The sequence below is a fragment of the Rhodococcus sp. ARC_M6 genome, assembly GCF_022810305.1.
Classification (GTDB): Bacteria; Actinomycetota; Actinomycetes; order Mycobacteriales; family Mycobacteriaceae; genus Rhodococcus_F.
Genome location: NZ_JALGQH010000024.1, coordinates 15,905 through 41,887, shown reverse-complemented (window position 1 = coordinate 41,887; position 25,983 = coordinate 15,905). Strand labels below are relative to the sequence as shown.

Genomic DNA, 25,983 nt, shown 5'->3' with positions numbered 1-25,983 from the left:
TTTGGGTGGTGGGTTCGAAGACCAGGTCAGTTGTTCCGAATTCTGTCCAGGTAGGCCTGACGTGCCCCCATGTCCACGTCGTCGAGGAATACAGAGTCTGTGTCCAGGGCCGATCCGAGCCTGGTGGCGAGCCGTTCGGGGACGAACTTCATCGCTGCGACCATGCTCCCGGCGAGGCGAGTGACGCGCACGAAGGGCCGCGGTTTCTCGATCAGTTCGGCTGTCACTCGAGCGATTTCCTCGGGCTCTGCATTGCGCAGTCCCTTGGCTCCTGCTGTCCCAGCAACGAGTTCGGTGTTGGTGAACGTGGGCCGCACTGTGGACAGCCGCACGCCTGACTTGCGGTATTCCAGTCGCGCCGCCTCCGTGAATCCGATGACCGCGAATTTGGTGCCGCAGTAGGTCGCCAGACCGGGGACGGCGAGCTCGCCGGCCAGTGATGCGGTGTTGATGATGTGTCCAGTACGACGAGGGAGCATCCGTTGAAGGGCGAGTTTGGTCCCAAAGATGACTCCCAGGACGTTGATCTCGACCTGCCGCCGGGTCACCGCGTCGTCTTCCTCGTGGGTGTGCCCGGTGGGCATGATGCCCGCGTTGTTGATCAGCACGTCGAGGGGGCCGAGGTCTCCCTCGACTAGGTCGAGAAAGTCTTTGAACGAGTCAGGGTCGGTGACATCGAGGCGGGTGACAACCTTAACCCCCAGTTCGGCGGCGGTCTCCTTAGCACGTGCCTCGTCGATGTCGCCGATGGCCACGCGGTGACCTCGTCGGATCAGCTCCTTCGCGGTCTGGTAGCCGATGCCGCGGGCTCCCCCGGTGATCGCCACTGTTTTCGCGGCGGTATGGGGATTGTGTGTCGTCACTTGCTGTGCTCCTTGTTCAGGCCGAGGCGTTGTCGTAGACCGCGACCGGCTGCTGCACGCAATACTTTTTCGGCGATGGCCGTACGTCGGGAGGTGTACGGGTACCACGTGAGTTCTCGTGTCAGGACAGGGATCCGCGGCTCGGTCACGGACTGGACCCGGCAGTATTTGTGAAGTCCGTAGGCGCCGCCTAGTCGCGCACCGATACCTGAGGCCTTCCATCCACTGTGCGGCAGTGTGGTGGCGAAGAGGTTGCTGAAGACGTCGTTGATGTTGACTGCACCCGCGTCCAGACGTTGTGCGATACGCCGCGCACGAGCATGGTCGCGGGTCCACACTGTGGCAGACAAGCCGAACGCCGAGTCGTTAGCCAGGTGGATGGCCTCGTCCTCGTCCGCGACACGCATCACAGGGATCGTGGGGCCGAAGGTCTCCTCGGTCATGCAGGCCATTGTGTGGTCGACGCCGACCACAACGGTTGGAGCGTAGTAGTTCCCGACCGCGCTTAGGGTTCCGCCGGCCAGTACCTGCGCACCTGCCGCTACTGCCTGGCTGACGTGGCGATCGGCTATCTCGACCTGTCTCGCCGTGACCATCGCACCTACGTCGTCACCTGCCGCGGCACCTTGGGTAAGTGACCGTACTCGTTGAGCCAGCCGGGCCACGAACTCGTCGTAGATCTCAGAGACCACATACACCCGCTCGACTGAGATGCAGACCTGCCCCGCGTTGAACAGACCGCCCCACGCGATCCCCTCCACAGCACGAGCAAGGTCGGCGTCCTCCAGCACGATCGCCGGATCTTTACCGCCTAACTCCAAGCTCACAGGCTTCAATTGCTCGGCACAGCGGATCGCGATTGTCCTCCCGGTGGCTGTCGAGCCCGTGAACTGAACGAAGTCAGCGGCGTCCACGACCGCAGCACCTGCTTCGCTAGCACCCACAACATGCGCCAAAACCGGTGGGGCGCCGATCTCGTGCCAGCCCTCGACGACTCGTGCACAGGTCAGTGGCGTCTCTTCCGAGGACTTCGCCAGGACTGCGCATCCGGCAGCCAGCGCAGGAGCTGCATCCATGAGGAAGAGGGTGATCGGGAAGTTCCACGGTGTGATGAGCCCGACAACCGGGTACGGGTGGTAGGTCTTGGACAACCGTTTCGGCAGACTTAGCAGACCTGCGGATCGGACTTGCTCGTCAGCGAGAAACTTCTCGGCATGGTTTGCGTAGTAGGTGATGAACTCGCACGATGCTGTCGTCTCAACCAGGGCGTCGGGGCGCACCTTGCCTGTTTCGGCTTGCAGCAGATCGGTGAGTTCGTCGGTGTGAGCCAGGATCCAGTCTCGCCAGCGATGCAACCATCGGGAGCGTTGCCGCGGGCTTGCCTGAGCCCACCCGAGCTGAGCGCGGCGGAGATCGGCCGCGATGCTGTTCACGGTCTCGCGGGTATCGATGGGGACGGTTGCGACCAGCCGGCCGTCGGCGGGGTTGCGTACGTCCAGGGCATCCGCTGTGGTCGCCGTGCTCATCGGGCCTCCGGGAGTGAGTGGAGCCCGCGGGCGATCCCGTCGGGCTGGGTGCATCTGTCGGGTGTGTCGGTGAAAGCGTCAGCGAGCACGTGGGTGCGCTCAAAGATTCGCTGTCCATAGGTATGCCGAAGCTCGGTCAAGATCGTGTTCAAAGGCAGGTCGTCGAAGACGCCGCGCTCGCGGACATACTCCATGTGCAGGGCTCCGTCGGCGGCGAAGGCGTGCAGGAGGGCGTCGTGCTCGCCGTCGAAATCCACCGGCGGCACCCCGAAACGGGCACACAACTCGGTGTTGAACGCCGGGGTCGCCTTCATCCACCGGCCGTTGACGTAGAGATGGCTGTAGCCGTGATAGACGAACAGGTCTGTGCCGCCCATGAGCGCTCGCAACGCTTCGGTCTGCAAATGATTTCGGACGTCGGCAAACCCCAGTAGCGCCGGAATCCCTGCCGCACGGCACACCGCGGTCAAGAGCACCGCCTTCGGGACGCAATAGGCGCGCCCGGTCTCGAGGACGAAGCTTGCTCGATAATGGGCGGGATCGTCCGACACCGTGTAGGGGTCGTACCGGATCTGGTCGCGGACGGCGGCGAAGAGGCGCTTCGCCTTGTCCCGGTCGGTGCCCGCATCCCCAACCGCGGCGGCGGTGAACGCCCGGACGGACTCGTGCTCGATGTCGAGGAAGTCGGTCGCCCACGAGTGCGCCAGCGGTGCCTTATTCATCTGCGCTCCAGAGTTATCGGCAACCCGTCGACCGGAATGGGGAGCGAGGTGTTGTCCCACCTCGCTTCATACTGATCGGGGACCGTCCAGGTGTAGGTGCGTAGCATGTGGTGCAGAATCGCCTTGACTTCGAGGGTGCCGAAGTGCAGACCGATGCACTTGTGTACCCCTCCTCCGAAGGGGATCCACCCGAGGCGGTGATTCTGGTCCTCACGCCGCGGTTCGCTGAAGCGGTCAGGGTCAAAGGTGTCGGGGTCGGTCCAGCACGACTCGTCGAAGTGGTTCACCGACGGAGCCACGGCCACCAGGGTGTCCGCCGGGATGTGGTGGCCGGCGATATCCACGTCTTCGACCGTCTTGCGCATCACGATGGGCACGGGCGCCACCAGACGGAGTGTCTCCTTGATCACCAGGTCGAGAGTCTCCAGTGAGTCCAGGTCGTCGATGTCCGGGCGGCGTCCACCGAGTCGGTCGGACTCGGCCCGCGCCCGTTCCTGCCAGGCCGGGTGCTTGGCGAGGAAGTAGGCGGCAGCGGTGGTGGTGATGGTCGATGTGTCGTGGGCCGCCATCATCAAGAAGATCATGTGGCTAACGACGTCCTCATCGGTGAACGCCTCACCGTCGGCCGTGCGCGCATGGCACAGCCCCGCAAAGAGGTCGCCTCCTTGGCCACTTCGAGCCGCCGGCAGGTGCCGGGTGAAGTAGTCCTCCAAGAGCGCGCGCCCACGGACTCCCGCTCGCCAACGAGTCCCCGGTAACGGGAAACGGATGATCGAGCTGGCCGCACGCACGGTGGCCACGAAGGCGTCGTTGATGGCATCGGTATCCTCGCTACCCCCCCGACCTGCCATGAAGACCTTCGTGGCGACGTCGAGAGTTAGTGCCTTCAGCAGCGGGTAGATGCGCGTGGTGGATTGTCCCGCTGTCCACCCTGGGATGCTGGCCTCCAGCGTCGGGCCGAGCTGGTCGACGTAGCCGGCGAGTCGGTCGCGGGTGAACGCCTCCTGCATGATCCGCCGATGCATCCTGTGTTCGTCGAAGCTCATCAACATCAGGCCCCGATGAAAAAAGGCATCGATGAGATAGGTCCACCCGTCCTGGGAGAACGACTTCGCCTTGGTGGTCAGCACCTCCTGTATGGCATCCGGTCCGGCAACCGCCACTATTTTCGTGCCGAAGGCGCCCATCCACGACACAGGTCCTAGCCGCTGGTACCTGGCCCGGGAGAAGTTAGATCCGAACCGGATGTAGTCCAGGGTGTGACCGAGCAGAGGCATGCCAGCGGTCCCTAAGACCGGTTTGAGGCCTGACCCCGCCGGGGGCGGGGCGAGCTCTCGGACAGGCCACCGGTCACTGGCCCCGAGCAGGGCCGCGTCGACCCGACTCGGCAGTGGCACCATGAGGACCGACGAGAGTCGCTCACGACCCTTCGCCAGCGGGAGATGGATAATGTTCGTCACTTGTGTTCCTTTCCGAAACGCAGCCCGCACTCACCATTTCGTACCCATCGCCCGAAGACCCGTCATCTCAGGCGGAGCTGGCAAGCGCCAGTTCAGTTCGGTCGATGGGGAGTTGCTGCGTGATTACCCGCTTGCTGAACATGAAGTCACGGGGGCGGTTGATGCAGTCGGCGCCAATAAGCTCTCCCTCACGGAGGTAGAAGCAGGTGAAGTCGCGGTCTCGGGTCGGGTCTCCGCTGAGGATGACTTCGTCGTAACCGGTGTTCAGACCGGCGATCTGGAGCTTGAGATCATATTGATCCGACCAGAACCATGGAAGCGCCGCTATCTTCTTGGACTTCCCACACACCGTCGCGGCAGCGACCTTGGCTTGCTCGTGCGCGCTCGGCACAGACTCCAGGCGTAGAGGGCGGCTGTAGCGAGCCATGCTGTGGCTTGCGCAATCCCCGGCGGCCACGATGTCGGGGTCGCTGGTCCGGGCCTGGTCGTCGATCACGACGCCGTTATCAATGACCAGACCTGCGGCGGCGGCAAGATCGGTGTTCGGCTCAACGCCGATGCCGACAATGACGAGGTCAGCGGGAATTGACTCGCCACCGGACAGAACTACTTCACGGACCCTGTCCTCGCCGGACAGAACCTCGACCAGCACACCCGTCCGGATTTTCACGCCCTCCTGCCGGTGAATACGGTCGAAGAACGCTGATACTTCGGGGGCAGTGACCCGCTCAAGGACGCGCCCAGTCGCCTCGAGCACGGTGACCTCCAGCCCCAGTGCACGCAACGAGGCAGCCGTCTCCAGTCCGATGTAACCGCCGCCGATGATCACTGCCCGACGTCCTGCGTGGGCGGCCACTCGGATCATCTCGACGTCTGCGACTGTGCGTAAGTAGTAGACTCCGGCCAAGTTGGCTCCCGGGGTGGGGAGTCGCCGAGGGCGGGCGCCAGTGCACAGCGCAAGCTGGTCGTAAGCTAGTGCGCCGCCGGTACTCAGTGAGAGATGACCACCCGAGCGGTCGATCGCCTCCACCGTCGCATTCAGGACTTGGATTCCCTGCTTGCTATAGAAATCGGCATTGCGGATCGCAAGCTCGTCGAGTGTGCTCTTCCCGGCCAGGTACGCCTTCGACAAAGGAGGGCGTTGGTAGGGCAACGTCGACTCATCGCCGATGAGAACGATCTCGCCGGTCCACCCTTCCTGTCGAAGACTGGCCGCGAGTTGGGCTCCGGCATGGCTGGCCCCGACGACGAGGGCCCGATGTAAGGTCATACGTCGGATTTCGGGGTGAGACGGACCATCATCTTGCTGATGCCCCTGACAAAGTTGGACTGCACATACTCGGGCTCGCCGACGACCTCGATCTTTTCGAAGCGAGAAAGCAACTCTTCCCAGAGAATCCGCAGCTGTAATTCCGCCAGTCGGTTGCCCATGCAGCGGTGGACACCGAAGCCGAAGGAGATGTGGTTGCGAGCGTTGGCCCGGTCGATGATGAAGTCGTCGGGCCGATCGAACATCCGCTCATCACGGTTGCCTGAGGCGTACCACATCACTACCTTGTCGCCCTTGCGGATGAACTGCCCGTTCAGCACGGTGTCGGCCTTGGCGATCCGGCGCATGTAGGCCAACGGTGTTTGCCACCGAATGATCTCCGAGACCATATTGGGGATCAGGTCAGGGTTCGCCTTCAGCTTCTCGAACTGGTCAGGGAACCGGTTCAACGCGAGAACACCGCCGCTCATCGAGTTCCGCGTCGTGTCGTTGCCTCCGACGATCAGCAACACAAGGTTGCCCAGGAACTCCATCGGTCGGTCGATCAGATCCTTGGTGTCTTCGTTGCTCTGCAACAGGGTGATCAAGTCGAATCCGGGTTCCTCCCCGGCAGCTGTCCGGGCAGCCTTGTCGCGCCAGAGAGTGCTGAGACCTCGCGCCATGTCGCGCATGCCGCGGAACACCTCGTCATTGTCCGAGGGGCCGCCGTTGGCTTGCTCCATCGAGGATGCGAGATCAGACCAGTAAGCGAGCTTGCGGCGCTGCTCGTAGGGAAAGTCCAGGAGGGTCGCAAGCATCCGAGCGGTCAACTCGACCGAGACGTTCTGGACCCAGTCGAACGGCTGATCCACGGGCAGGTTGTCCAGCACCTCCTGGACGCGCGATCGAATCAGACCCTCCATCTCACGCAGGTTCTTCGGTGCGACCACGCCTTGGACAGCGGCCCGCTGCGCGTCGTGTCGTGGCGGATCCATCGCTATGAACATCTCGATATCAAGAAAACGAGGTGGAACCCCGATGACGATCAACGGCTCGGCGGAGAAGACCTCGTGGTTCTTGTCGACGGCCATTATGTCGGCATGCCTTGTGACGGACCAGAACGGCCCGAACGGACTGTTAGGCTGGTAGTGGACCGGAGCCTCGTTGCGTACGCGCTCGAAGTACGACTGCCAGCGCCCCTGGCGATAGAGGAAAGGGTTGCTGAGGTCGATGTCGGCGAGTTCGACGTCCTCCACAGGAGGGATGGGGCTCTCGATGAAAAGCCTCTCTCCGTTCGCTCCGGTCACCCATCGCCGCGTCTTGTCGTACAGTTGTGCGCCCTGGATCTGCCGCTCCATCGGGATAGTCGACTGAACCTTAGCGGCGATTGCCTCAGAAAACTTCATTGCGTCTTATCGTCTCTCTCGTCGTCACATCTGAAACTCAGGCATTAGGACGGTCAGGCCGTCCCACGCCTCGGAGACCGGAATCTGGCAGGACAGTCGAGAGGTCGGTTGACGCTCAGGGTTCATCGCGAGCATCTCCTCCTCGTCGGAGCCGGAGAGGCCCACCTCCTCGGACCACTGCGGATCGACGATCACATGGCAGGTGCCGCACGCGGCCTCGCCTCCGCAGTCGCCGTCGATGCCGGGCACTGCATTGTTGGTCGCGACCTGCATCAGCGACTGTCCTTCTTGGAAAGGGACCTCGTGCTTCTTGCCGTCGTGTGAGACAAAGGTGACAACTGCCATAACCAACTCCTGATACGTTGTCCTCGCCTTGGGAACTTGATCAAAGTGTCGTCGGGGATGACCGCTACGGCTATGTTCTGCGGAGTCAGAAACTTGTGAATTCGGCTCAAAGGGATCTGGTGAACCAATGATCCTCGATGACGAGGGTGTGCCCCCGCTCCTGTTCGTGCAATTGCTCGAGCGCCAAGCATTCGACCCAGACGCCGTCGCGCGGCTTCGCAACATCATGTCTCGCGAAGGAACCGACGAGGCGACGCTGATTCAGCGCGACGTTCAGGCCCCCATACGGTGGTTTCGGGAGGTCTACCCCGAACTCGACGTCGACCAGGCAACACTGCTCGGCTTTGCGTTCGCTGAACAGGCCCAGTTGACGTCCTTCGGCCCGTTGAGTTCTCCGCTGGTCAGCGCAGGCTCGGTAGCCGAGATCGTGGAGTTGCTCACCTATCTGCCGTTGATCTCGACAGCTCTCAGTCCACAGTTCCATCCAAGTGACCACGGCCTCACCATCGGGTTCACCGCACACACAAGCGATCCGGCCCTGGACTGCCTGGTCGTCGCCTACTGCGGGTCGGCGCTACTGCGACTGCTTGACATGCTCGCCGGCGACATGCCTACCGTCACACTCCACTTGAGTTGGCCGGTGCCGCCCCTCCTGTCCAATCATGAGGACTTAATAGCCGGGCGCCTGTTTTTCGGCGCTCCGATGTCCTTCCTTCATGTTCCCGCGGACACGCTTAACGAGGTTTGCCGGTTCTCCGATCCCCTCACATACCGACTCGCCATCGGCGATCTGCAGCGAACTCTCGACCAGCGGGGCAGGACCACGTCGTTTTCGGAGAAGACGAGACGGCTGCTGGAGAAGGAGCCCGCACAGGGGAGTATCCACTGGGTCGCACGCGAGTTGTCGATATCCGTCAGCACACTCAAGCGGCGCCTCTCCGAAGAGGGGACCACTTTCCGCGAGTTGCGCCAGTCATTCCTGCGCGAGCGTGCGATGCTGCGGCTACTCGACCGATCAATGTCGGTGACTGAGGTCGCCACGGAGCTCGGATACAGTGACCTCACCAACTTCTCACACGCCTTCAAGCGATGGACCGGCCGCTCTCCGAACGAGTTCCGGCATCCATGACGCTGAGCCGCCCGGTCTCCGACGGGTTGAGGGGGCTGGCGGATGCGGTAAATCAGTGTGGGGCCGTTCCCAGTGCATGAGATCAGTGGTACTCCAGGGGCCGACCAAGATTTCGGTCCGACAGGATCTTCCTGAGTCTCGGGGTCACCGCAACGGCGTGATCAGTGGTGGAATCCGCGTCGACGTGGGCACTTTGCAGCCAAAGCGAGGGGTTATGCCTGCTGTGTGGGCATGGGCATGTGCTCGGGCATGATCATCTTTCTCGGAAGTGACAGCTCCGCATGGGAACCTAGATTTTCCGGATTGAAGGCAGGTGCTGCGGCAGTTGTGGCCGCGGGCCGGAGCGCCAGCCGACCACCTTTGTTCGAGAACGCCTGCTTGGGCACGTCAAGACACCCCCGAAGTTGGGCGCGGCCGCGTCGAGTAACCGGTTGCGTGAGCGTGCTAGCCGCGGATCGGCCTGCTCGTCGACTGCGGTGAGTGAGTCGGTCGTGGCGTGGTCCGGGGCGGTCATGGGAGCGCGCTCCTCCGATTCGTCTCGTTCAGCCCTGGGCGTATGTGTCGACTCTATCCCGAGCCCCCACCACTATGATACGAATGGTCTCGTACCGAGACTGTTGGTCTTTGAGTTGGGAGGCGCCGGTGGACACACCTGGGACGGGCGCTGTTGAGATCGACGGGTGGACCAGGGCCGAGTGGTGGATGCTGACGGTGTCGTGCCTGGCGGTGGCGCTGGTGGTCGCGGCCATGGCGGCGTTGTACTCGGCGTTGCCGCAGATCGCGGTCGAGACCGGGGCGACGCAAGCCCAGTTGACCTGGATCGTCGACGGTTACACGCTGGTGCTGGCGTGTCTTGTGCTGCCTGCCGGAGCAATCGGTGACCGTTACGGGCGTCGCGGTGTGCTGGTCACGGGGCTGGCGGTGTTCTCGGTCGCGTCGGCGCTGCCGCTGCTGCTGGCCGACCCGGTGTGGCTGATCGCAGCGCGCGCGCTGGCCGGGGTGGGCGCGGCGCTGGTGATGCCTTCGACGCTGTCGATCCTGACCGCGGGGTTCGCCGCTGCCCATCGTGGCCGGGCGGTGGGGGTGTGGGCCGGAGTTGCGGGGTCAGGGGCAGTGCTGGGCATCCTCGGCGCCGGGGTACTGCTCGAGCGGTGGTCATGGCCTTCGGTGTTCGTCGGGTTGACCGTGGCGGGGGTGGTGCTGGCGGGGTTGGCGTGCACTATCGCCGAGTCCCGAGAGAGCGAGCATCCCCCGGTGGACTGGGTGGGTGCGGCGGTGGTGGCCGTCGCGATCGCGGCGATCGTGTTCGCCGCGATCGAGGTTCCCGCGCGGGGCTGGGCCGACCAGCTCGTCGCCGCTATCGCCGGGGTCGGTCTCCTGGCAGCGGTGGTGTTTGTGATCGTAGAGCTGCGGTCTTCTGCGCCACTGCTGGACGTGCGGTTGTTCGCCCGCCGCGGTTTCGGTGCCGGCTCGCTGTCGGTGACCATCCAGTTCCTGGTTACCTTCGGAGTGTTCCTGCTGTTGGTGCAGTACCTGCAGCTGATCCTCGGCTATGGGCCGCTGGCCTCGGCACTGGCGTTGGCGCCGATGGTGGTGCCGCTGGTCGTGATCTCGGTAATCGCACCGTGGTTGTCGAGCCTCGTCGGGTTGAAAGTGATGACCGTCTCAGGACTGCTTGCCATCGCTGCCGGACTGGTGCTGGTAAGCCGGTTGACCGTGGTCGCGGACTATCCTGGCCTGCTGTGGCCGCTGCTGATCATGAGCGCGGGTCTGGGATTGTGCACCGCCCCGGCGACCTACGCCATCGTCGCCGACACCCCTGCGGCCAAACAGGGGGTCGCCGCCGCGGTCAACGACGCTGCCCGCGAGATCGGCGCCGCGATCGGGATCGCCGTGGCTGGCAGCGTGCTCGCCGCAGGCTATACCCACCACATCCAGCCCGCTCTGCCCCAGCTTCCCGAGCCCGCCCGCGGCCCGGTCGCCGATTCCCTGGCCGCTGCTCTGCAGGTCGCTGACCAGGCCGGACCGGCGGCCCAACCGCTGGCCGAGTTCGCCAAGGCAGCGTTCGTGCACGGCAGCAGCCAGGCCGCGCTCACGCTGGCCGCCCTCACCGCCGCCGGGGCGATCGTGCTGGCAGTCCTCTCTCCCGGCCCCACCACCCGCCGCTCCCGCGCGTCACGCACTCACACGAACACCCCTCCCCGCTCGAACACCCCCTTCTCGTGAAAGAGGCCCCATCATGACGGCCTATCGCACGATCCTCGTCGACACCGACGGATCCGACTACTCCTACCGCGTGGTCGACCACGCCGCCGAGCTGGCTCACGTCACCCACGCCCGACTCCTGATCATCTGCGCCCGTCACGACATCGACGAACGCGCACTCGGTACTGACGTCGACCGGCTGCGAGGTACCACACCCACCGACGCCATCCTGCGCACCGCGCACCAACATGCGATCGCCCACGGCGCCGTCGACATCGAAACTCGCATCCTGCCCGAGCCCACCGTCCGCGCACTGTTTCACCTAGCCGGCCCGACCGCCGACGACCTCATCATCACCGCGAACCCCCACCGGTCACCACAGGCCCGGCTGCTATTCACCTCGCCGGCCGAGCTTGCCCACAAAGCCCACTGCGACATCCTCATTGCTAATGGTGAGGACACCTACGGAAGGCGTCCATGACCGAGCACACACCCAACACCAACACACCCGAGACCGCCGGCCCCGAACCTTTCGAGGCCGAGGACTGGATCCGTACCTTCGCTGTGGCGCCGCCCGAACACGTCGACCTGCCGCCTCACCACCCCCACTGCCTTGGTTGCGGACCGGCTAACCCTCACGGCCACCAGTTGCGCGTCCGACGCGACGCACACGGCGTCTACGCCCACCACAGCTTCGATTCCCGCCATGTCGGCGCCCCAGCGATTGCCCACGGGGGCGCGGTCGCCACCGTCCTCGACGACTTGTTCGGGTTTCTGCTCTACACCGTGGGAGAGCTCGCCGTCACCCGCCACCTCGCTATCGACTACCTCGCCCCGGTCCTGCTCGACACCCCCTACACCCTCCGCTCTCACATCCACTCCCGCGCAGGCCGCAAACTACACCTGCGAGCCACCATCGAAAACAACCACGCCCACGTGGTCACTACCGCCACCGCACTGTTCCTCATCGTCGACATCGACCACTTCCTGACCCCCCGACACAACGCCTCGGCGGCGACCGCGCCCACTACACACGAAGACCAACAAGGCCCTCAGATGGACAGTCCCTGACGTGTCCCTCTAGCCGATCCGCGATCGGCAGAGCGCTGTGCCGTCCGTGGCGGCAGTCGGAGACGTGATCGAACCGGGTAAATATCTCCGGCTGTACACCCCCAACCGGAGGCCGGTGCGCGCCATCAGGTCGCAGAACGCGGCGTTGCGGCCGTGTTCGGTCACGACGACGGGACGGTGCTCATGGTTTCAGGGTGAGAGATTGCGTGAGGATCGCATCCCGGTTCCGCGCACCCGTCGCCGGTGTGGGGCGACCTCGGCGGTCGGTTTCGGCTCGTGGCAGCGCAGCGTGACTAGGTGCTGATCGTTGCGCGTAGTCGATAGTCGTCTCCTGTTGAACTATGGGCAGGTGGGGCGCAGTATTTACCGATGAAAACCGAAGAGGAAGAACGACTGATCGCTCATGCGGTGACGCGGTTGTCGGTGAAGTATCCGTCGATATCGGCTGATGTCGTTGCGGACGCTGTTGCGTCTGCTCATGCTCATTTCGACGGTCACAAGGTGCGTGATTTTGTTCCTCTGCTCGTCGAGCGCATGGCGGGTGAGAAACTTTCCTCGCTGGTCGCTTCATAATGGCTGTGTCCGCGGCAGAAGAGTCCGATGTTGCGCAGGCGAGAGTGTTTCTGGCTCTGTTGAATTCGGAGATCGACGAGTTGTCGGAGCGCATCGAATCCGCGCTGCGGCTGGTGCGGGGTGCGCGTCCGGTCGCACCGGTGTTGGCGTCGGCTGCGCGCACCGATGCGGCGGCTCTGCGCAAGGACCTTCATGGGGTGCACGCTCTGGTTGAGCAACTGGTACGCCGCTTTCCTGCCGTCAACAGTCCTACCGATGTGCCTGCCGCACGTTCTCTCCGCAGCTGATCGGTTTCCCTCGCAGCATTGATCGCGCTGAGTACGCGGTCCGGAGTCTCCCTCTATCCACAGGCAGCAATGTACGGGGACGGTGAGCTGCGGGGATGGAATCGACAACCAGCATCGAGTGCTGCCCCTGCTGTGGTCGTCTGGGCGGCCTATATCGGCGGGGTGTGCCCTAGCGCACATACTCCGGAGAGTGCATTGGATGAGGTTCGGCGCCGTGGCTTGGGGTTCGTGGTCCTGGGTAACAGTCCGGGATCGAGCGTCAGGAGCAGGTGACGGTCAGGGAATAGATCATTTCCAGATTTGTGGGCTCGCCGTTGGCTTGTTCAATTCGCTGCCTGGTGGGGGCGCGAATTGCGCCTACCTGGACGCGTCGTTTCCGGGTTTTCTTGTCGGCACTGCGTAAAGGTCGGTCGTACGTTGTATTGCTCTTCTGCATCTGTCGGCGGTGAGGAGGTATTTTTCGGCGGCGGTGTAGTCGGTGACGGCGGTGCCGTCCGGGCCAAGGGTGTGGGTGATGAGGTCGAGGTAGCGACGCCGGTAGAGGTAGGCATCGGGCTCTGCGAGTAGAAATTCTACGGCGGCCATGACGTCCGGGGGCGGGGCCGTTCGGGTGCGCCGGGCGCGTGCGTTCAGTTGGTGTGCCGGCGGCACCTCGTGACTGTTCGCGGCAGAGTAGAGCCGCGCGATGCGGCGAGGACTGCTCATCGGGGCTCCGCCGCTGCAGGCAGAATGGTCATCGCGTATCCGAGCCGTATGTCGTGGTGGTGCGAGTGGTGGTAGCGGGGCTTTTCCTGCCGGATGTGGTGGGAAGACCTCGGTGTGTAGGCGCGGCGACGCCGGAGGCAGTCATCGAGGCATCACGAACGAGAAAAGGTCCAGCATGTTCATCGGTCTCCTTGTCGTTAGCCGGGCACATGAGATATGTATACCTTTCTGTCCCGCCGGGTCACAGATATCGAAAGTTACAGATTGGAAAACTCGCGCCACGAGCGAACGTGCCGATGTTCTAACGGATCGGGTTCCGGGGCAGCGACCGAATGCCGTCGCCGGCGCTTCGCGTTCGATCGCCAAAGTTGAATGTGCCGGATGTGTTGCGGTCAATAGATTGCCGCCCATACGTTCGCCGATAACTTATATTATGTCACCCAGTTGATGAAATATGTTGCGCTGTAACAGAATACGTTATCCGTAAATGCGCATTGACGATAGCGCGGCAGCGTCGCTACCAGAGTGAGAGCGGACGTCCTGCAGCCTCGGCCGCAGCGATGCGCTCTTCGACCGTGTCGACGTCCAGGTGCTGTTCGATCCCGGTACGGATCGCGGCAGCGATGGCGCGAGTGCGACCCGCGGGTCCTCGAACGTCGGCGAGGGGGCTGGCGATGTTGCGTCGCCGAAGCTCGTATTCGCTGCGGTTGCTGCGATTGGTTCCCAACCGCATGTGTGCCGGGTTGGTGCAGCCGGCGAAGTCGCATTGATGGCACAGCACCGCGTCGTCGGTGTTGGACCAGCCCAACCTCGAGATGACACCGTATTCGAGCTGGTAGGCGAACAAATGCGCCGGCACGGTCCCGCGGCGAGACGGCCCAGGCAGACTCGCCGCGCGGAACGAACCATGCCCGGTCGACGACACCCCGCCGATCCACGGCCAGCACTGATTCCGGCGGCGGTAACGCTTGGACTCGAAGCGAGAAACGACTGCAGGGTCGTCGATCCAGGAACGCCACAGACGTTCGGGAATGCGTACAGGCTGGGGCTGCCCGATCAACGTCATCTGGAACGCCGGTGGAGCGGGCGTGTTGTCGGGCATGCCGGGCAGCGGCAATGAAGCAGCGCTCACGAACGTCATCGCCTGCTCCTGACACTCGATCCGGACTGTTACCCGAGCTGACTGTAGGAGCGCGCACCGACAAGATCATGCTCCACAGTGGTCTAGGACGACGCGGGTAACAGCGCGGGACACAGAGCCACTGGCTGGCTCGTTGTCGATGACGGGGCCACACCTGTGGAACCCGGGCAATTCCCCAAGTTAGATAGTTATCGTCCAACGTTGGGTCTTCGGGTCGCCTGTCTCAGTCCACGACGCATCGATCTGAATCGAACCGCTCGACAGGGGAATTGCAACCCAACTGCGTGAGGAATCCGCTTCGATAGTGACCGGTTCCGATGGCGGAATGACGTGCAGCTCAGTATCTTCAAGACCCGTCACCTCGAAGGTGAGGTCCTCTGCGGCAACATCGCCCGAGTTTGTGACCGCCAGCCGGTTACTGATAGTTCGGTACTTCATTTTCCCGTTCTTATCGAGACCTTGCTGTTCTTTCCGATGATCGTGGTTCCATTTTAACTTTGCTCCAGAGGCCTTAGCAGGTCGATTAGTTGGACCCTCAGACCATCCCGCCTCATCGATGTCGTGTTCGAGCGCTCGGATAACCTGGCCTGCGAGATCTGCTGGATCGTCGTAGTCGCCGAGCAGGCCCTCTGCCTCAAGTTCGTCATGGAACGCGCGAAGGGCTACTTGCTGGTCCAGGTCGGCGTCCCGCGGAATCGGCTCGTTCGAAAAGTAGACATGTACCCGCTTTCCGAGTTGGTGTGCGCGCCGGATCTCCTCTGCAGTCCCCGATACATCGACGCCAGTTGCAGTGCCGAGACGACTGTCGAAGAATGCGATCACAACGTCTGAGCGATCAACGGCCTGCGCGTTGATAATGGACTGTGGACGCCCGCCGAGGGACGGTACAGCGCTGCGCTCGTACAGCCAAGGTAGAAGCGCAATACCCGCGCGCCGGCCATTGTTGATGTTCCAGTCGTTAATCTGATCGCGCACAGCTGCCCGCTCTTCGGAGGTGTCGCCTGGCGACGCGATCACTACCAGAACTCCGGTCATCAGCTGTGTCATCTGAATAGTTTGCCTGACCTGATCAGGGATCAGGTTCCCCTTGTCCCGCGTGTCGCCCTCTGGCTCTTAGTCGGCCTCAAGAAGAGTCGCGAGTCGGAATCGATGTGTAAAGGCTAAGCATCACATTCGAAACTGAAGTGGTCGTCGACAACGGTGACCGGTCAACGCAACGCGCATTGCAGTCGACAACGGTCGTCTTGGTCGTTGTCGCAACCAGGTGATCCCTGCGCTGGGTGGTGCGGGCATCTCATGCTCTTGATCAAGGCCGCGGTGAACTAACTGCAGCTGGCACTTCTGAGCCTGCGGGCGCGGGCATTCTCGATCAAATGATTCCGACTCGTGCGAGCGCTGAATGCGTCGCTAATCCAGCCTCGAAGAGATTGCGTACTGGTCGGGTAACTTTTGTACCGCGCGTATCCGATGTCCACGTTGCTGCCATCGCGAATAACGTTGTCGCTAGCCCGATTTGGGAGCCTACCACCGGCAGTAGCCGCGCTGGGAAGTTGGATAGCGAGCAACCCATTCACTTTGCTGTGCTTGCTGTCTCGCAATGATGAGTAGATTTCCCAGTCAACGTACCTACGAGCCCACGTGCACTGGCCGACCAGGAGAATCGTCACGGATGAATCGCCAAGATATTTGGTCCGGATTTGGTCCATTACGTATCCGGTGTCATCGCTGTCGATGAAGTCGTCTTCGTCTGTTACACCTATGGTTTTTGCGATGAACTCGGTGCCGAAGTTGTCGAGGAATGTGGCAACTTCGGCGGTATCCTCGGCGTGGTACGAGATGAAGCACTTGTGGCGGGTCGAGTCGAACTTTCTCGAGGCTGCCCGTGCCGCTAGAGTTTCGAGTTTTCTCTGCTCGTAATGCCCCATGTCGAATACTCTCCGTAGTTGTAGCGACACGCCAGAGGTCAAAAGACGGCATTCGGACGTGTCAACATTGATCATGCAGGTATGACGACTGTAGACGTAGTGGCCGACACTGATATGCCACAGCTATTCCAGGCTGCAGATCAGGCTTCATTGGAAGCGCAGAAGGCGTATGTCGGCGGCACACGAAACCGTCTTCTGCTGCTTGGAGCAGCCGCACTACTGGGAATCTTTACGTGGCGTGTTGGCGTTGCTCGAATTGATGTCTTTGCACTCGTCGGCATGGGAATTTTCGTGGCCGCGCTCTTGATCGACAGCAACTTGTGGCGTGAGCGTCCAGATAAGGCCTGGTACGACGGGCGGGCGGTGGCCGAATCGACCAAGACGCTCGCTTGGAAGTTCGCAGTTTGCGGGCTACCCTTCCCTGCTGATCTCTCAGGCGAAGACGCGGCCCAAGCCTTGTTAGAGCGGATGCACTCTGTGCGAGAACAATTCCGCGACCTTCAGCTCACACCGCTAGATGTCCCGTTGATCTCGGAGTGGATGGTTCTCCAACGTGATTCCACGCTGGAGGATCGACGGCAAAGTTATCTGACTGCCCGCATCAGTGACCAGAAGGGCTGGTACGCACGCAAAGCCTCTTACAACAGGAGCCGCGCCAAACGGTGGCGGTCCACACTCGTCACACTTGAGCTTGCAGGTGTGGCTTCATCTCTGTGGGCAGCCTTTTCTGAAAGTGTAACGGCGTTGGCGCCAGCGATTGCGGCGCTTGTTGTTGGAGTGGTTGCGTGGACCGAGACCAAGCAGCACGACGCGAATGCGCGTGCCTATGCAGCTGCAGTTGCAGATCTTGCCAGCGCCGAGGCGAAGCTCCAGCTTGCGGTTACTGAGGAATCTTGGGCGAGGGAGGTCGACGACGCTGAGGAAGCGATCAGCCGAGAACACGTGATTTGGCTTGCAACAAGGTCGCGTCTCTGATCTCTACCCGTTAGGGTCGCGCCTCCTCATCTGGTTTTAGAGGCGGCCAGGACCGCCCGTTCCTTAAGTAGTACGGCTTCATCACCCGTGTGGGGAGGACACCGCCGTGGAGTTGATCGTTGCTCCACCAAATACGATCTAACTCGTTAAACTGTAGGTCGCTTAGACGATCAAGCGTTACCAGGCGTTTCGCAGCTGCTTCGGCACTGTAGTAATCTCCGACTTCGCTGAGGGCGCTGAGCAGGCCGTCCACAACTGAATCGCCCAATTTCTCCAGACCGGCAACCCAAGAACTGATTAAGGCCGCGACTTTCTTCGGTTCATTTCCATCGGTGTAGGGCCACTGGTGACTCCCGATGAATCCCGCAGGATCAGTACCAATGCGTATTGCGAATCGCGGAATTCGACGTCCGTAAGCCCATCCGACTTCCTGCTGACACCATGTGCTAGCGTTAAATTCAGGGTGCACTAAAGCGACAAACGCCTGCATCGAGCGCAGCGCATGTTCGATTTGAGTCTGCCATGGCTTGCTTACCGCCATTGAGTCGTGCGCGACGAATCCGTGGATTCCCATGACAGCTAGTTCGTCGGCTACATCTCCGACGAACTTTCTATGCGCGGCGGAGTGCGAGAGAAATAACCGCAGGTAACCGGGCTTCCAGTTGCCTGTATTGACGTTTGTTTCGACGATGTCGGTCACTTCAGCGGGTTCCAGATCCAAGACGATCGAATACGCTTCGACAAGTGTGGAGTCTGGCATTGTTGCCACTATTTCAGCAATGGAAGGCCCGTCGTACCGTTCGTCGAGATGCTTAACTTTGAAATCTTGAAGAAGCAAATTTATTCTCTCGTATGACCAGCTATCCCCCTTCAGAGCTTCTACGAGCTGTGTCCTGAGTCGAAACCGATCCCTACGTGACATCGTCATTTCGCAAAGATAATCGATGTTTGAGATGGCAACTAAGGGGGCGCGGAGTCGGAGGCTTTGCTTGCCTTCAGGGCAGGGGTTAGGTGATGCTCATCTTTGGGAAGCATAATCTGCGGATCCGAGCAGTACATAGCTCGTCCGGATCCGCAGCCTCGGCCCTGGGTCAGCCCCAACTCATGCAACAAGGGCTCTGGGCCAGCCCTGTGACCCAACTTATGGAACAAGACTGCATTCGCGTACCGAATATCAATGACCCGCGGCGTCAACTCACGCAAATGAATGACCATCTCGTCGGTCTCCCAAAATACATTGCAGGAGAACCCAAGCCCGAATTCGCTACATCCGCGGTGCGCAACGCACTGAACGAAACCCGCGATGACCCGGTTGCCCCACCACCTAACCCATAAGTTCACGAGTGCAACCCTGTTGCTCTACCTCGTCGCAGTCGTGGCGCAACTGTTGACTTGGGCCGATCTTAGCGGCGCCGAACGCAGCACACGGGTTGTCGGATTCCTGCTCTGCGGAGCACTGCTGACGGCAGTCCTGAGCTTGGGGGGGGGCTTGCGCGACAAGAACACCCCAGATAGCAAGAAGTCCTAGAAGAACCCTGGTCGGCGGACCGGGGTTCTGACCGCAGTTAGGCGGTCGGTGTTTGCGATTGCACGCGGCGGTGGAAAGCTGACGCCTGCCCGGCGGCCCGGCCACCTCCGGTGTCCCCCCCGAAGAGAACTCCGCTGCGCTCCGTTCTGTGAAAAACATTGATTTGTTTCTCCTTCTGGCCTTCCGATTTTGACCGGCGGTGACCTGCGCGCAACCGCTGACTCCGCTTCGCTCCGGCCTTCGGCTCGAAAGACTTTTTCAACCCGCACTCGCACGCTCGCAGAAAAACTCTTCCGCTCACCAGTTGCACTCCGGCCCCCTAATGCCGGTCCAACTCTCCTATGCCAGAAGGCGAAAAAAATTGGCGGGGCACGGGTTTGGTCCCCAGCCACGAACGAAAGGTCACCGATGAGCGAGGACTACGACTACACCGAGGGCGACGACTACAGCGCGGCAACCATCCACTACGCCGGACTCAGTTGCGGGTGCGGTGACTACTCCTGCCCTCGCATGCACAACGACGCCGCACAGTGCGTCAACGCCGAGTAACGACAACCAGCCCACCACCACAAAGGAGAGCCACATGAGCACCGAAACCCCGACCCTCACGCCCGCACTGGTCGCCGTTGTCGAGGCAACCGCTGCCCTGGATGCAGCGATGTTCGACCGAAGCCGCGAAGGGTTCACCGACATCACAGCCCTGGTGGACGCCTTCGCCGCAGCTCGTGCCGCAGCCCGCGACGCCGGACACCCCGAGGAGGACATCGACGCCGCCGCCACTCCCACCAACTGACGACCACCAGTTACCAGCAAAGGAACACCGGCATGAGCACCGCAATCATCAACCTCGAGGAAACTGCCCCCGCCAGTTGAGCGACGAGGAACGCAACGAGCAGGTTCGCCGTCTGGCGACCTGGGCCGCAGCGGAAATCGCACACGCGAAGAGGCTCCCGCACGGCCGCGTCCGCAGCGGGCACCTCGCCAACGCCGAGAACGCCCTCGCAGACGCCTCCGTACTGCTCGCCGCATGACCGGCGACACCAACCCAACCGAAAGGGAAACCCATGTACGGATACGACTTACACAACATCTGCGAGAAAGCGGATGCCTGGGCGAAGTTGTTCGAGACAGCCGAGTATCTCGCCAGCGTCGTCGAGCACAACTGCTGCTCGGAAATCGACGTGTTCGTGGAGTTGCTCATCGCGCTCGACTACCACGGCCACGCCTCCGCCCTGATGGACGCGCACATCGAGGCCGATAGCTGCCGAGACCGTCACCCCACGGCCGATCAAGTGATCTTGGAACCGGCCACCGCTTGAGACCGAAAACCCCACGGAAACAACACAACACCGGGCAGCTGCTATCTGCCCGGTGTCGTGTCCCGAAGTCTACGAGAGGAATCGCGATGACCGCAACACACACCGCCCCCGCCGCAGCACTCGAGGTCGCACAGCTGCACCCCGACGCCCTCGACATCGGCGAGAACGTCCGCGACAGCGTCGATCTGGCGCAGACCCCCGACTTCGTCGAATCCATCCGCGAAAACGGAGTACTCGAAGCGATCAGCGCCGTCCGGACCGCAGACGGAACGATCGTCGTCCGCGACGGCCAGCGCCGCACCCTCGCCGCCCGCGAAACCGGCCTGACCAGCATCCCTGTCGTGATCTACCCCGACACCGCAGGCAGCGACAAGGCCCGCGCCGTCGACCGGATCGGCAAGCAGATCACCGCCAACCGGCACCGCGAAGGGCTGACCGCAGCTCAGCACACCCGAGGGGTTGCGCAGATGCTCGAATTCGGCGCATCCATCACGAAGGTGTCCAAGACCCTCGCGATGGACAAGAAGGATGTGAAAGCCCAGGCAGCGGTAGGGAAAGCGGAGGCAGCCCGCGCCGCCCTCGACGCCGGCCAGCTCGACCTCGCACATGCGGCAGTAGTGGCCGAGTTCGAGGAAGCCGGAGACACCGAAGCCGTCGAAAAGCTCCTGACCACACGGTCTTACGACTTCGACCACGTAGCGGAGCGACTACGCGGGTTGCGCGAAGAACGGGAGGCATACGCCCGCGCCGCAGCCCCGTTCGAGGAGAAGGGATTTACGATCCTTCCGCACGATCACATCAGTTTCGGGGAGGATGTGCCGTCCCCGTCCGACCTGGTCACCACAGACGGCGACGAGGTCACCCCGGACATGATCGACGCAGCCCCGCAGTTCTGGGCAGTGTTCCTGGGATTGAACGACGCCTTTTTCGACAAAGCCACCGGCGAGCGCGTCGATTACGACGACGTCGATTGGGACACCGAGGACGACGATTCCGCCGTACCCGACGAAGGGCTACGGCACGCCAACACTGTCGACTACCGGCCCGAATACCTACCGGAATACTGGTGCATCGACCAGGAAGGCGCAGGACTCGAGCCGCGTCCGATCATCGACGCGGTTCCCGCCGCCGCAGGTGGCAGCGGAAACGGCCCCGCCGAGGCAGCTCGGGCAGTGCGCGAGCAGGAAGCGAAGGACAAGCAGGAACGGCGACGAGTTCGCGAGCTGAACAAGCAGGCCGAGGCCGCGACCACCGTCCGCCGCGAGTTCCTGCGCACAACCTTGCTCGCCCGCAAGACCCCACCGAAAACGGCAGCGGCCTACGTCGCGACCACCCTCGCCCGCGATCCCGGGCTGATCTCGGAATACAAGGCAGCGGAATCACTCGGTGAGTTGCTCGGATTCAAGGGCTACTACCCCGGCCGAGAGTTGGCCGAGCAAGTGGCGAAGGCGTCCGAGGCTCGCGCTCAGGTGCTGCTCCTCGCGCTGGTGATCGCCGCGCAAGAGTCCCGCATGGTCAAAGACGCATGGCGATCCAAGCCCAAGAATGCCGACCAGTACCTCAGTTTCCTGATGGAACAGGGCTACACCCTCTCCGCCGTCGAGGAAATCATCACCGGACAGCTCACATTCGACGAGGTCGCGATCGACTGACCCGATGAAGCGGCGATCCCCGGCCCGAAAGGGTTGGGGATCGTCCGCCCTTCCGCCCCGCACCTTCCGCCCCCGGCCGGCGGTAAAGAGCCACCGGCGGACCGGAAGGGCGGAAGGCGGACACCACCACCGACACGCGAGAAAGCACCCGGCCGCGGGCCACGAACCACGACAAAAGCGCAAGGAAAAGGAACCGACCCGCCCCGGTGTGAACATTCTTCTATCCCGACACTCGCGCATCAAGGCCGCTCCAGAAATAATATCCACACGCGCCACTCGCACGCTCGAACAACGGCGCTGCGATATTTTTTCCTACACTCACCTTGACCCGCTCCCGCCGAGACCAGAATATCGGCACATACCGGGGGAGGGGAGAAAATGCTGGTAGGGCGCATGCAAGTAGCTGTGTACATCACGGTTTGGATTAGTGAAAGAATGCGGAAAATGATTGAAGATGTCATTAGCTAACGCGGAAACTAATCGAAGAAATGCCCGCTAAAGTATTGGCTTATATCGCATTGTTCGATAGAATGAAATCAATAAAGAATCACCGACAAGGGGGAATGACAATGGCGATCACCGTATATACCAAACCCGCATGTGTGCAATGCAATGCCACGTACCGCGCACTCGACAAAGCGGGAATCGAATACGACGTCATCGACATCACCGAAAACGCACAGGCCCGCGATTACGTCATGAGTCTCGGATACCTGCAAGCCCCCGTCGTCGTCGCAGGAGAAAACCACTGGAGTGGATTCCGTCCCGACGAAATCTCCAAGCTCACCCCGGCCGCCTGACCACACACTTTCACCAGCGAAGCGAGTTTCAATGAGGAAATCAAGCAGTTCGGACGGCGGGTGCATCAACGACGAACAGTCGGTTGTCGCGCAACAATGCCCAGATCACGCTCACTCGTCGACGGGCCAAGGCGATCACCGCTTGAACGTGTCTCATTCCTTCACTTCGTTTCTTGAGGTAGAACTCGCGGTTCGGTCCATCTTTGATGATGGAGGTTTGAGCGGAGAGGTAGAAGACGCGCCGCAGTCGCCGGCTGTAGCGTTTGGGTCGGTGCATGTTGCCGGTTCGGCGGCCGGAATCGCGGGGGACCGGAACCAACCCCGCTGCCGAGGCGAGGTGACCGGCATCGGAGTACGCCGACATATCACCGGCAGCGACAACGAATTCCGCGCCGAGGATCGGACCGATACCGGGCATGGATTCGATGACCGCAGCCTGTGGATGGCGGCGGAAGGTCTCACCGATCTGCGCGTCGAGACGAGCAAGCTGGACGTCCACTGCGAGGACTCTGTCGGCGATATCGGCCACCAACTGCGCCGCAACAGCCTCACCAGGCAGGACCACATTCTGCGCGGACGCCGCTTCCCACGCAATCTCGGCGACACCGTCCGCCCCGCGTACCCCACGTTTACCGAGCCACAAGCTCAAACGAACGCGTCCGCGTCGCCGAATGGCGCGCGGCGTCTGGAAACCGGTCAACAACACCAACGCGCCCTTGTGACGCCCGAAGTCGAAAGCCCGCTCGAGCGCAGGAAAGACACCGGTGAGAGTGTCACGCAGACGGTTGATCAGCCGGACTCGGTCAGCGACGAGATCGGTCCGATGCGAGGTCAAAAGCGCGAGTTCCGCGGCCAGCTGGGCCGGTGGAATCAACACAGACAGATCGCGTCGGTGTCGAGCAGTTTCCGCGATCACATAGGCATCGCGGGCATCGGTTTTCGCCTCCCCTCGATACGCGCCGGACATCCTGTTGACGGTGCGACCAGGGACGTAAACCGCATTCTGTCCGTGCGCGGCGAGAAGAGCAAGCAACAACGTCGAGGAGGTACCGGAAATATCTACCGCCCAATGGAGTTCGTCGGCCAAGGCCAGAATTTCGCTCAGCGCGTGCAATATCGCGGTCTCGTCGTTGATGATCTTGTGCGACCACACGATCAACCCTGCTTCGTCGACCACTGCCGCCCAATGATGGCCCTTGCCGGCGTCGATTCCAACCCATGCGTGGGTGTGAGTTTCTCTCATCGCTCCTCCATGTCGCCTACTCATGTCAGGCCCGAGGAACACCCCACCGTCATCTCCGTAAACAGCACTCGAAGCACATTTTTCAATCAGCAGCCAGGGCGTCCCGAAGCGCTGGGCGGCCACTCGTTTCGAGCCACATAAGGCAGGACACCATCAGCCACACCCAGCACTTCCGGACCATCCAACAACTTACGGAGGACACCATGACCGCAGCAGCATTCACCTTCACTCCCGATGCAGACTTCGTCGACCGCGCACTCGACGCCGAGCTCCGCTGCGACAGCGAATCCGTCGACCGCAAACTCCGCACCATGCTCGCCGCCCTCGACGATTCCCTCGCCGGAATCAGTGATGCACGCGAAGAGCTGCACACCCTCTACACCGCCCCTGACGCGGACACCGCCGAAGACGTTGCCGCCCATGACCAGGACATCGCAACTCATCTCGCCGAGGCTGCCCGCAACCTCCGCGCGGCCACCGAGATCCTGCGCAGTCACCGGCAACTCACCTCACCGCGACCCTGACTCCTATGCCCACCGGCGACAGCAAGGACCCCGACGTGACACTCTCACTGGCCACCGTCCCCGACTTCGACGACCTCACCAGCGAAAGCGACGAGATCGACGAGTACAGCACCGCTCTCGACGTCGAAGCTCAGCTCCTGTGCTCGCTGCTCTGGGCGCCGGCCGAGAGTGCGAAGCGTGCCGTCGCAGCTCTGACCAGCGCAGACTTCTACCGACCCGTGAACGCGGCACTGTTCACCGCCATCTCCGAACTCGCTCTGGCCGGCAAACCTCACAACAGTGCCCATGTCTTCACCACCTTGCAGCAGGAAGGCCGCACCAGCGGGCACCTCGGGAAACAACTCACCAAAGCACTCACCGACATCACCACCATCGGCGTCCCGTCCGCTGAACTCGAGCACAACATCGCCGCAGTTCTCACCCAGGCATACCGCCGCGGATTCCGCGAAGCAGCACGATCCCTCGCCCAAGCCGCCGAAGAGCTCCCCGAAGACCAACTGTTCGAGCACCTGCTCGGCATCGGCCGTGAACGCCGCGCAGCCTCCCAACGCCTCGCAGCCATCCGCGAAGGCCGAGCATGACCAACAAGCCAGGTGTGGTGAAACACAGCATCTTCGGAGTCCTCGCGCTCGCCGTTGCGGCCCTGGACTTCACGATCGGCACCAAACACGTGATCACCGCCGGAATCATCGCCCTCACCGCCTCCGTTTACAGCTTCGCCAAAGCCGCCAGCCGCCGGAAACCTTTAGACGCCAAGGAGAATCGAACATGACCGAAGCGAACGGTAAGGACCTGATGCCCGACGAGGCCGTTCTCTGGTTTGAACGCCGGAAAGCGGAACCAGGACGGCGGGTGAGTCTGGCCGAACGCCAGCACTGGATCAATGACTATCCGTCAGCGGTCAACGCACTCGGCCCGATGTGCCACTCGATCACTTTCTGGCGTCAACCTTCGTACCGACTTCGTGTCACACTGCGAGGCTCACAACTCGCCAACATCACCCGCATAGACAACGTGCTCAGCGATCGCGGATGGACGCGAGATCTCACCCCTCCGCCAGCAAGTTTCGACCAGCGGCCGCCGGAGACAGGGTTAACGCCATCATGAGCGACGACGAACACGACGCCTGGCAACTGCACCACCACGGAGCCAGCTGGGACGACATCGGCACCGAAATGGGATGCAGCCCCACCGCCGCACAAACCCTCGCAACCGCCTACGAGAAACGCACCGACAACGCCGCAGCACAAACCCAAAACACTCTGTTCTGAACACCCGTCCGTAGGTCCGTGTCGGACCTACCAGGCACAATCGCCGGAAACGACAGAAAGGAAC

General features: G+C 62.1%; 31 protein-coding genes. 18 read left to right on the top strand and 13 right to left on the bottom strand.

The annotated features are described in order from the left end of the window. Positions 1–26: 26 nt before the first annotated feature. The 7 genes from MTX36_RS21600 to MTX36_RS21570 all read right to left on the bottom strand — a co-directional run bounded on the left by MTX36_RS21600 (position 27) and on the right by MTX36_RS21570 (position 7,571). Complete coding sequence (locus tag MTX36_RS21600; RefSeq protein WP_064074907.1) at positions 27–863, bottom strand: SDR family oxidoreductase; 837 nt, start codon at positions 861–863, stop codon at positions 27–29. After that, positions 860–2,389: an aldehyde dehydrogenase family protein gene (locus MTX36_RS21595; protein WP_003942430.1), complete on the bottom strand. Its 1,530-nt coding sequence runs from the start codon at positions 2,387–2,389 to the stop codon at positions 860–862. The genes MTX36_RS21600 and MTX36_RS21595 overlap by 4 nt, the downstream gene beginning before the upstream one ends. Continuing rightward, complete coding sequence (locus MTX36_RS21590) at positions 2,386–3,111, bottom strand: transglutaminase family protein (RefSeq protein ID WP_219468578.1); 726 nt, start codon at positions 3,109–3,111, stop codon at positions 2,386–2,388. Before MTX36_RS21590 ends, MTX36_RS21595 begins: the two co-directional genes overlap by 4 nt. Beyond that, complete coding sequence (locus tag MTX36_RS21585; protein WP_019750067.1) at positions 3,108–4,571, bottom strand: cytochrome P450; 1,464 nt, start codon at positions 4,569–4,571, stop codon at positions 3,108–3,110. Before MTX36_RS21585 ends, MTX36_RS21590 begins: the two co-directional genes overlap by 4 nt. Before the next feature lie 67 nt (positions 4,572–4,638). Next, positions 4,639–5,841: an NAD(P)/FAD-dependent oxidoreductase gene (locus MTX36_RS21580; protein WP_003942429.1), complete on the bottom strand. Its 1,203-nt coding sequence runs from the start codon at positions 5,839–5,841 to the stop codon at positions 4,639–4,641. Next, positions 5,838–7,226, bottom strand: coding sequence for a cytochrome P450 (locus MTX36_RS21575; RefSeq protein ID WP_003942426.1), 1,389 nt, complete (start codon positions 7,224–7,226; stop codon positions 5,838–5,840). The genes MTX36_RS21580 and MTX36_RS21575 overlap by 4 nt, the downstream gene beginning before the upstream one ends. Positions 7,227–7,250: 24 nt before the next feature. Then, positions 7,251–7,571 (bottom strand): 2Fe-2S iron-sulfur cluster-binding protein, encoded by a 321-nt coding sequence (locus MTX36_RS21570; protein WP_003942421.1) that lies wholly within the window; start codon positions 7,569–7,571, stop codon positions 7,251–7,253. 127 nt (positions 7,572–7,698) lie between these two features. Between MTX36_RS21570 and MTX36_RS21565 the strand changes: the two genes are divergently transcribed. The 6 genes from MTX36_RS21565 (at position 7,699) to MTX36_RS21540 (ending at position 12,836) form a co-directional block, all read left to right on the top strand. After that, entirely contained in the window at positions 7,699–8,700 is a 1,002-nt protein-coding gene (locus MTX36_RS21565; RefSeq protein WP_003942428.1) for an AraC family transcriptional regulator, read from the top strand. A gap of 702 nt (positions 8,701–9,402) precedes the next feature. Beyond that, positions 9,403–10,926 (top strand): MFS transporter, encoded by a 1,524-nt coding sequence (locus MTX36_RS21560; protein WP_257899358.1) that lies wholly within the window; start codon positions 9,403–9,405, stop codon positions 10,924–10,926. A gap of 13 nt (positions 10,927–10,939) precedes the next feature. Beyond that, a complete protein-coding gene (locus tag MTX36_RS21555; RefSeq protein ID WP_219468581.1) occupies positions 10,940–11,386 on the top strand; it encodes a universal stress protein in 447 nt (148 codons plus the stop codon). Beyond that, positions 11,383–11,976 carry a PaaI family thioesterase gene (locus tag MTX36_RS21550; protein WP_019750071.1) on the top strand — a complete coding sequence of 198 codons (594 nt, stop codon included), beginning with the start codon at positions 11,383–11,385 and terminating at the stop codon, positions 11,974–11,976. The genes MTX36_RS21555 and MTX36_RS21550 overlap by 4 nt, the downstream gene beginning before the upstream one ends. 369 nt (positions 11,977–12,345) lie before the next feature. Continuing rightward, complete coding sequence (locus MTX36_RS21545; protein WP_019750074.1) at positions 12,346–12,549, top strand: three-helix bundle dimerization domain-containing protein; 204 nt, start codon at positions 12,346–12,348, stop codon at positions 12,547–12,549. Beyond that, on the top strand, positions 12,549–12,836 hold the full coding sequence (locus MTX36_RS21540) for a hypothetical protein (protein ID WP_219468582.1): 288 nt from the start codon (positions 12,549–12,551) through the stop codon (positions 12,834–12,836). Before MTX36_RS21545 ends, MTX36_RS21540 begins: the two co-directional genes overlap by 1 nt. Positions 12,837–13,193: 357 nt before the next feature. On the opposite strand, the gene MTX36_RS21535 is transcribed toward MTX36_RS21540, so the two are convergent. The 4 genes from MTX36_RS21535 to MTX36_RS21520 all read right to left on the bottom strand — a co-directional run bounded on the left by MTX36_RS21535 (position 13,194) and on the right by MTX36_RS21520 (position 16,607). Beyond that, a complete protein-coding gene (locus MTX36_RS21535; RefSeq protein WP_223304650.1) occupies positions 13,194–13,541 on the bottom strand; it encodes a hypothetical protein in 348 nt (115 codons plus the stop codon). A gap of 517 nt (positions 13,542–14,058) precedes the next feature. Next, a complete protein-coding gene (locus MTX36_RS21530) occupies positions 14,059–14,682 on the bottom strand; it encodes a hypothetical protein (protein ID WP_219468587.1) in 624 nt (207 codons plus the stop codon). Between the two features lie 180 nt (positions 14,683–14,862). After that, positions 14,863–15,717, bottom strand: a complete 855-nt coding sequence (locus MTX36_RS21525) for a DUF4062 domain-containing protein (protein WP_243621724.1) — start codon at positions 15,715–15,717, stop codon at positions 14,863–14,865. Positions 15,718–16,004: 287 nt separating this feature from the next. Then, entirely contained in the window at positions 16,005–16,607 is a 603-nt protein-coding gene (locus tag MTX36_RS21520) for a TIR domain-containing protein (RefSeq protein WP_219468592.1), read from the bottom strand. A 99-nt stretch (positions 16,608–16,706) separates the two neighbouring features. On the opposite strand from MTX36_RS21520, the gene MTX36_RS21515 reads away from it, so the two are divergent. After that, positions 16,707–17,582 (top strand): DUF4231 domain-containing protein, encoded by an 876-nt coding sequence (locus MTX36_RS21515; RefSeq protein ID WP_243621722.1) that lies wholly within the window; start codon positions 16,707–16,709, stop codon positions 17,580–17,582. Positions 17,583–17,592: 10 nt separating this feature from the next. On the opposite strand, the gene MTX36_RS21510 is transcribed toward MTX36_RS21515, so the two are convergent. Beyond that, entirely contained in the window at positions 17,593–18,510 is a 918-nt protein-coding gene (locus MTX36_RS21510) for a toll/interleukin-1 receptor domain-containing protein (protein ID WP_219468598.1), read from the bottom strand. Between the two features lie 1,008 nt (positions 18,511–19,518). On the opposite strand from MTX36_RS21510, the gene MTX36_RS21505 reads away from it, so the two are divergent. From MTX36_RS21505 to nrdH, 6 genes are all read left to right on the top strand, one after another. After that, positions 19,519–19,659, top strand: coding sequence for a hypothetical protein (locus MTX36_RS21505; protein WP_219468601.1), 141 nt, complete (start codon positions 19,519–19,521; stop codon positions 19,657–19,659). Between the two features lie 34 nt (positions 19,660–19,693). After that, positions 19,694–19,903 carry a hypothetical protein gene (locus MTX36_RS21500; RefSeq protein ID WP_219468604.1) on the top strand — a complete coding sequence of 70 codons (210 nt, stop codon included), beginning with the start codon at positions 19,694–19,696 and terminating at the stop codon, positions 19,901–19,903. Between the two features lie 76 nt (positions 19,904–19,979). Further along, on the top strand, positions 19,980–20,141 hold the full coding sequence (locus MTX36_RS21495; RefSeq protein WP_219468606.1) for a hypothetical protein: 162 nt from the start codon (positions 19,980–19,982) through the stop codon (positions 20,139–20,141). A gap of 33 nt (positions 20,142–20,174) precedes the next feature. Next, positions 20,175–20,429: a hypothetical protein gene (locus MTX36_RS21490; RefSeq protein ID WP_219468608.1), complete on the top strand. Its 255-nt coding sequence runs from the start codon at positions 20,175–20,177 to the stop codon at positions 20,427–20,429. An 86-nt stretch (positions 20,430–20,515) separates the two neighbouring features. Beyond that, on the top strand, positions 20,516–22,081 hold the full coding sequence (locus tag MTX36_RS21485) for a ParB N-terminal domain-containing protein (protein WP_219468611.1): 1,566 nt from the start codon (positions 20,516–20,518) through the stop codon (positions 22,079–22,081). 569 nt (positions 22,082–22,650) lie between these two features. Further along, a complete protein-coding gene (gene nrdH, locus MTX36_RS21480) occupies positions 22,651–22,881 on the top strand; it encodes a glutaredoxin-like protein NrdH (RefSeq protein ID WP_042925377.1) in 231 nt (76 codons plus the stop codon). Between the two features lie 40 nt (positions 22,882–22,921). On the opposite strand, the gene MTX36_RS21475 is transcribed toward nrdH, so the two are convergent. After that, positions 22,922–24,124, bottom strand: a complete 1,203-nt coding sequence (locus MTX36_RS21475) for an IS110 family transposase (RefSeq protein ID WP_065353057.1) — start codon at positions 24,122–24,124, stop codon at positions 22,922–22,924. A 203-nt stretch (positions 24,125–24,327) separates the two neighbouring features. Between MTX36_RS21475 and MTX36_RS21470 the strand changes: the two genes are divergently transcribed. The 5 genes from MTX36_RS21470 to MTX36_RS21450 are packed head-to-tail and all read left to right on the top strand — an operon-like array spanning position 24,328 to position 25,919. Further along, entirely contained in the window at positions 24,328–24,648 is a 321-nt protein-coding gene (locus tag MTX36_RS21470; RefSeq protein WP_219468614.1) for a hypothetical protein, read from the top strand. A gap of 5 nt (positions 24,649–24,653) precedes the next feature. Beyond that, entirely contained in the window at positions 24,654–25,229 is a 576-nt protein-coding gene (locus tag MTX36_RS21465) for a DnaB-like helicase N-terminal domain-containing protein (protein WP_219468616.1), read from the top strand. Next, complete coding sequence (locus MTX36_RS21460) at positions 25,226–25,420, top strand: hypothetical protein (protein ID WP_219468620.1); 195 nt, start codon at positions 25,226–25,228, stop codon at positions 25,418–25,420. Before MTX36_RS21465 ends, MTX36_RS21460 begins: the two co-directional genes overlap by 4 nt. Beyond that, positions 25,417–25,755, top strand: a complete 339-nt coding sequence (locus MTX36_RS21455) for a hypothetical protein (protein ID WP_219468622.1) — start codon at positions 25,417–25,419, stop codon at positions 25,753–25,755. The genes MTX36_RS21460 and MTX36_RS21455 overlap by 4 nt, the downstream gene beginning before the upstream one ends. Further along, positions 25,752–25,919, top strand: a complete 168-nt coding sequence (locus tag MTX36_RS21450) for a hypothetical protein (RefSeq protein ID WP_219468625.1) — start codon at positions 25,752–25,754, stop codon at positions 25,917–25,919. Before MTX36_RS21455 ends, MTX36_RS21450 begins: the two co-directional genes overlap by 4 nt. The last annotated feature ends 64 nt before the right edge of the window (positions 25,920–25,983 follow it).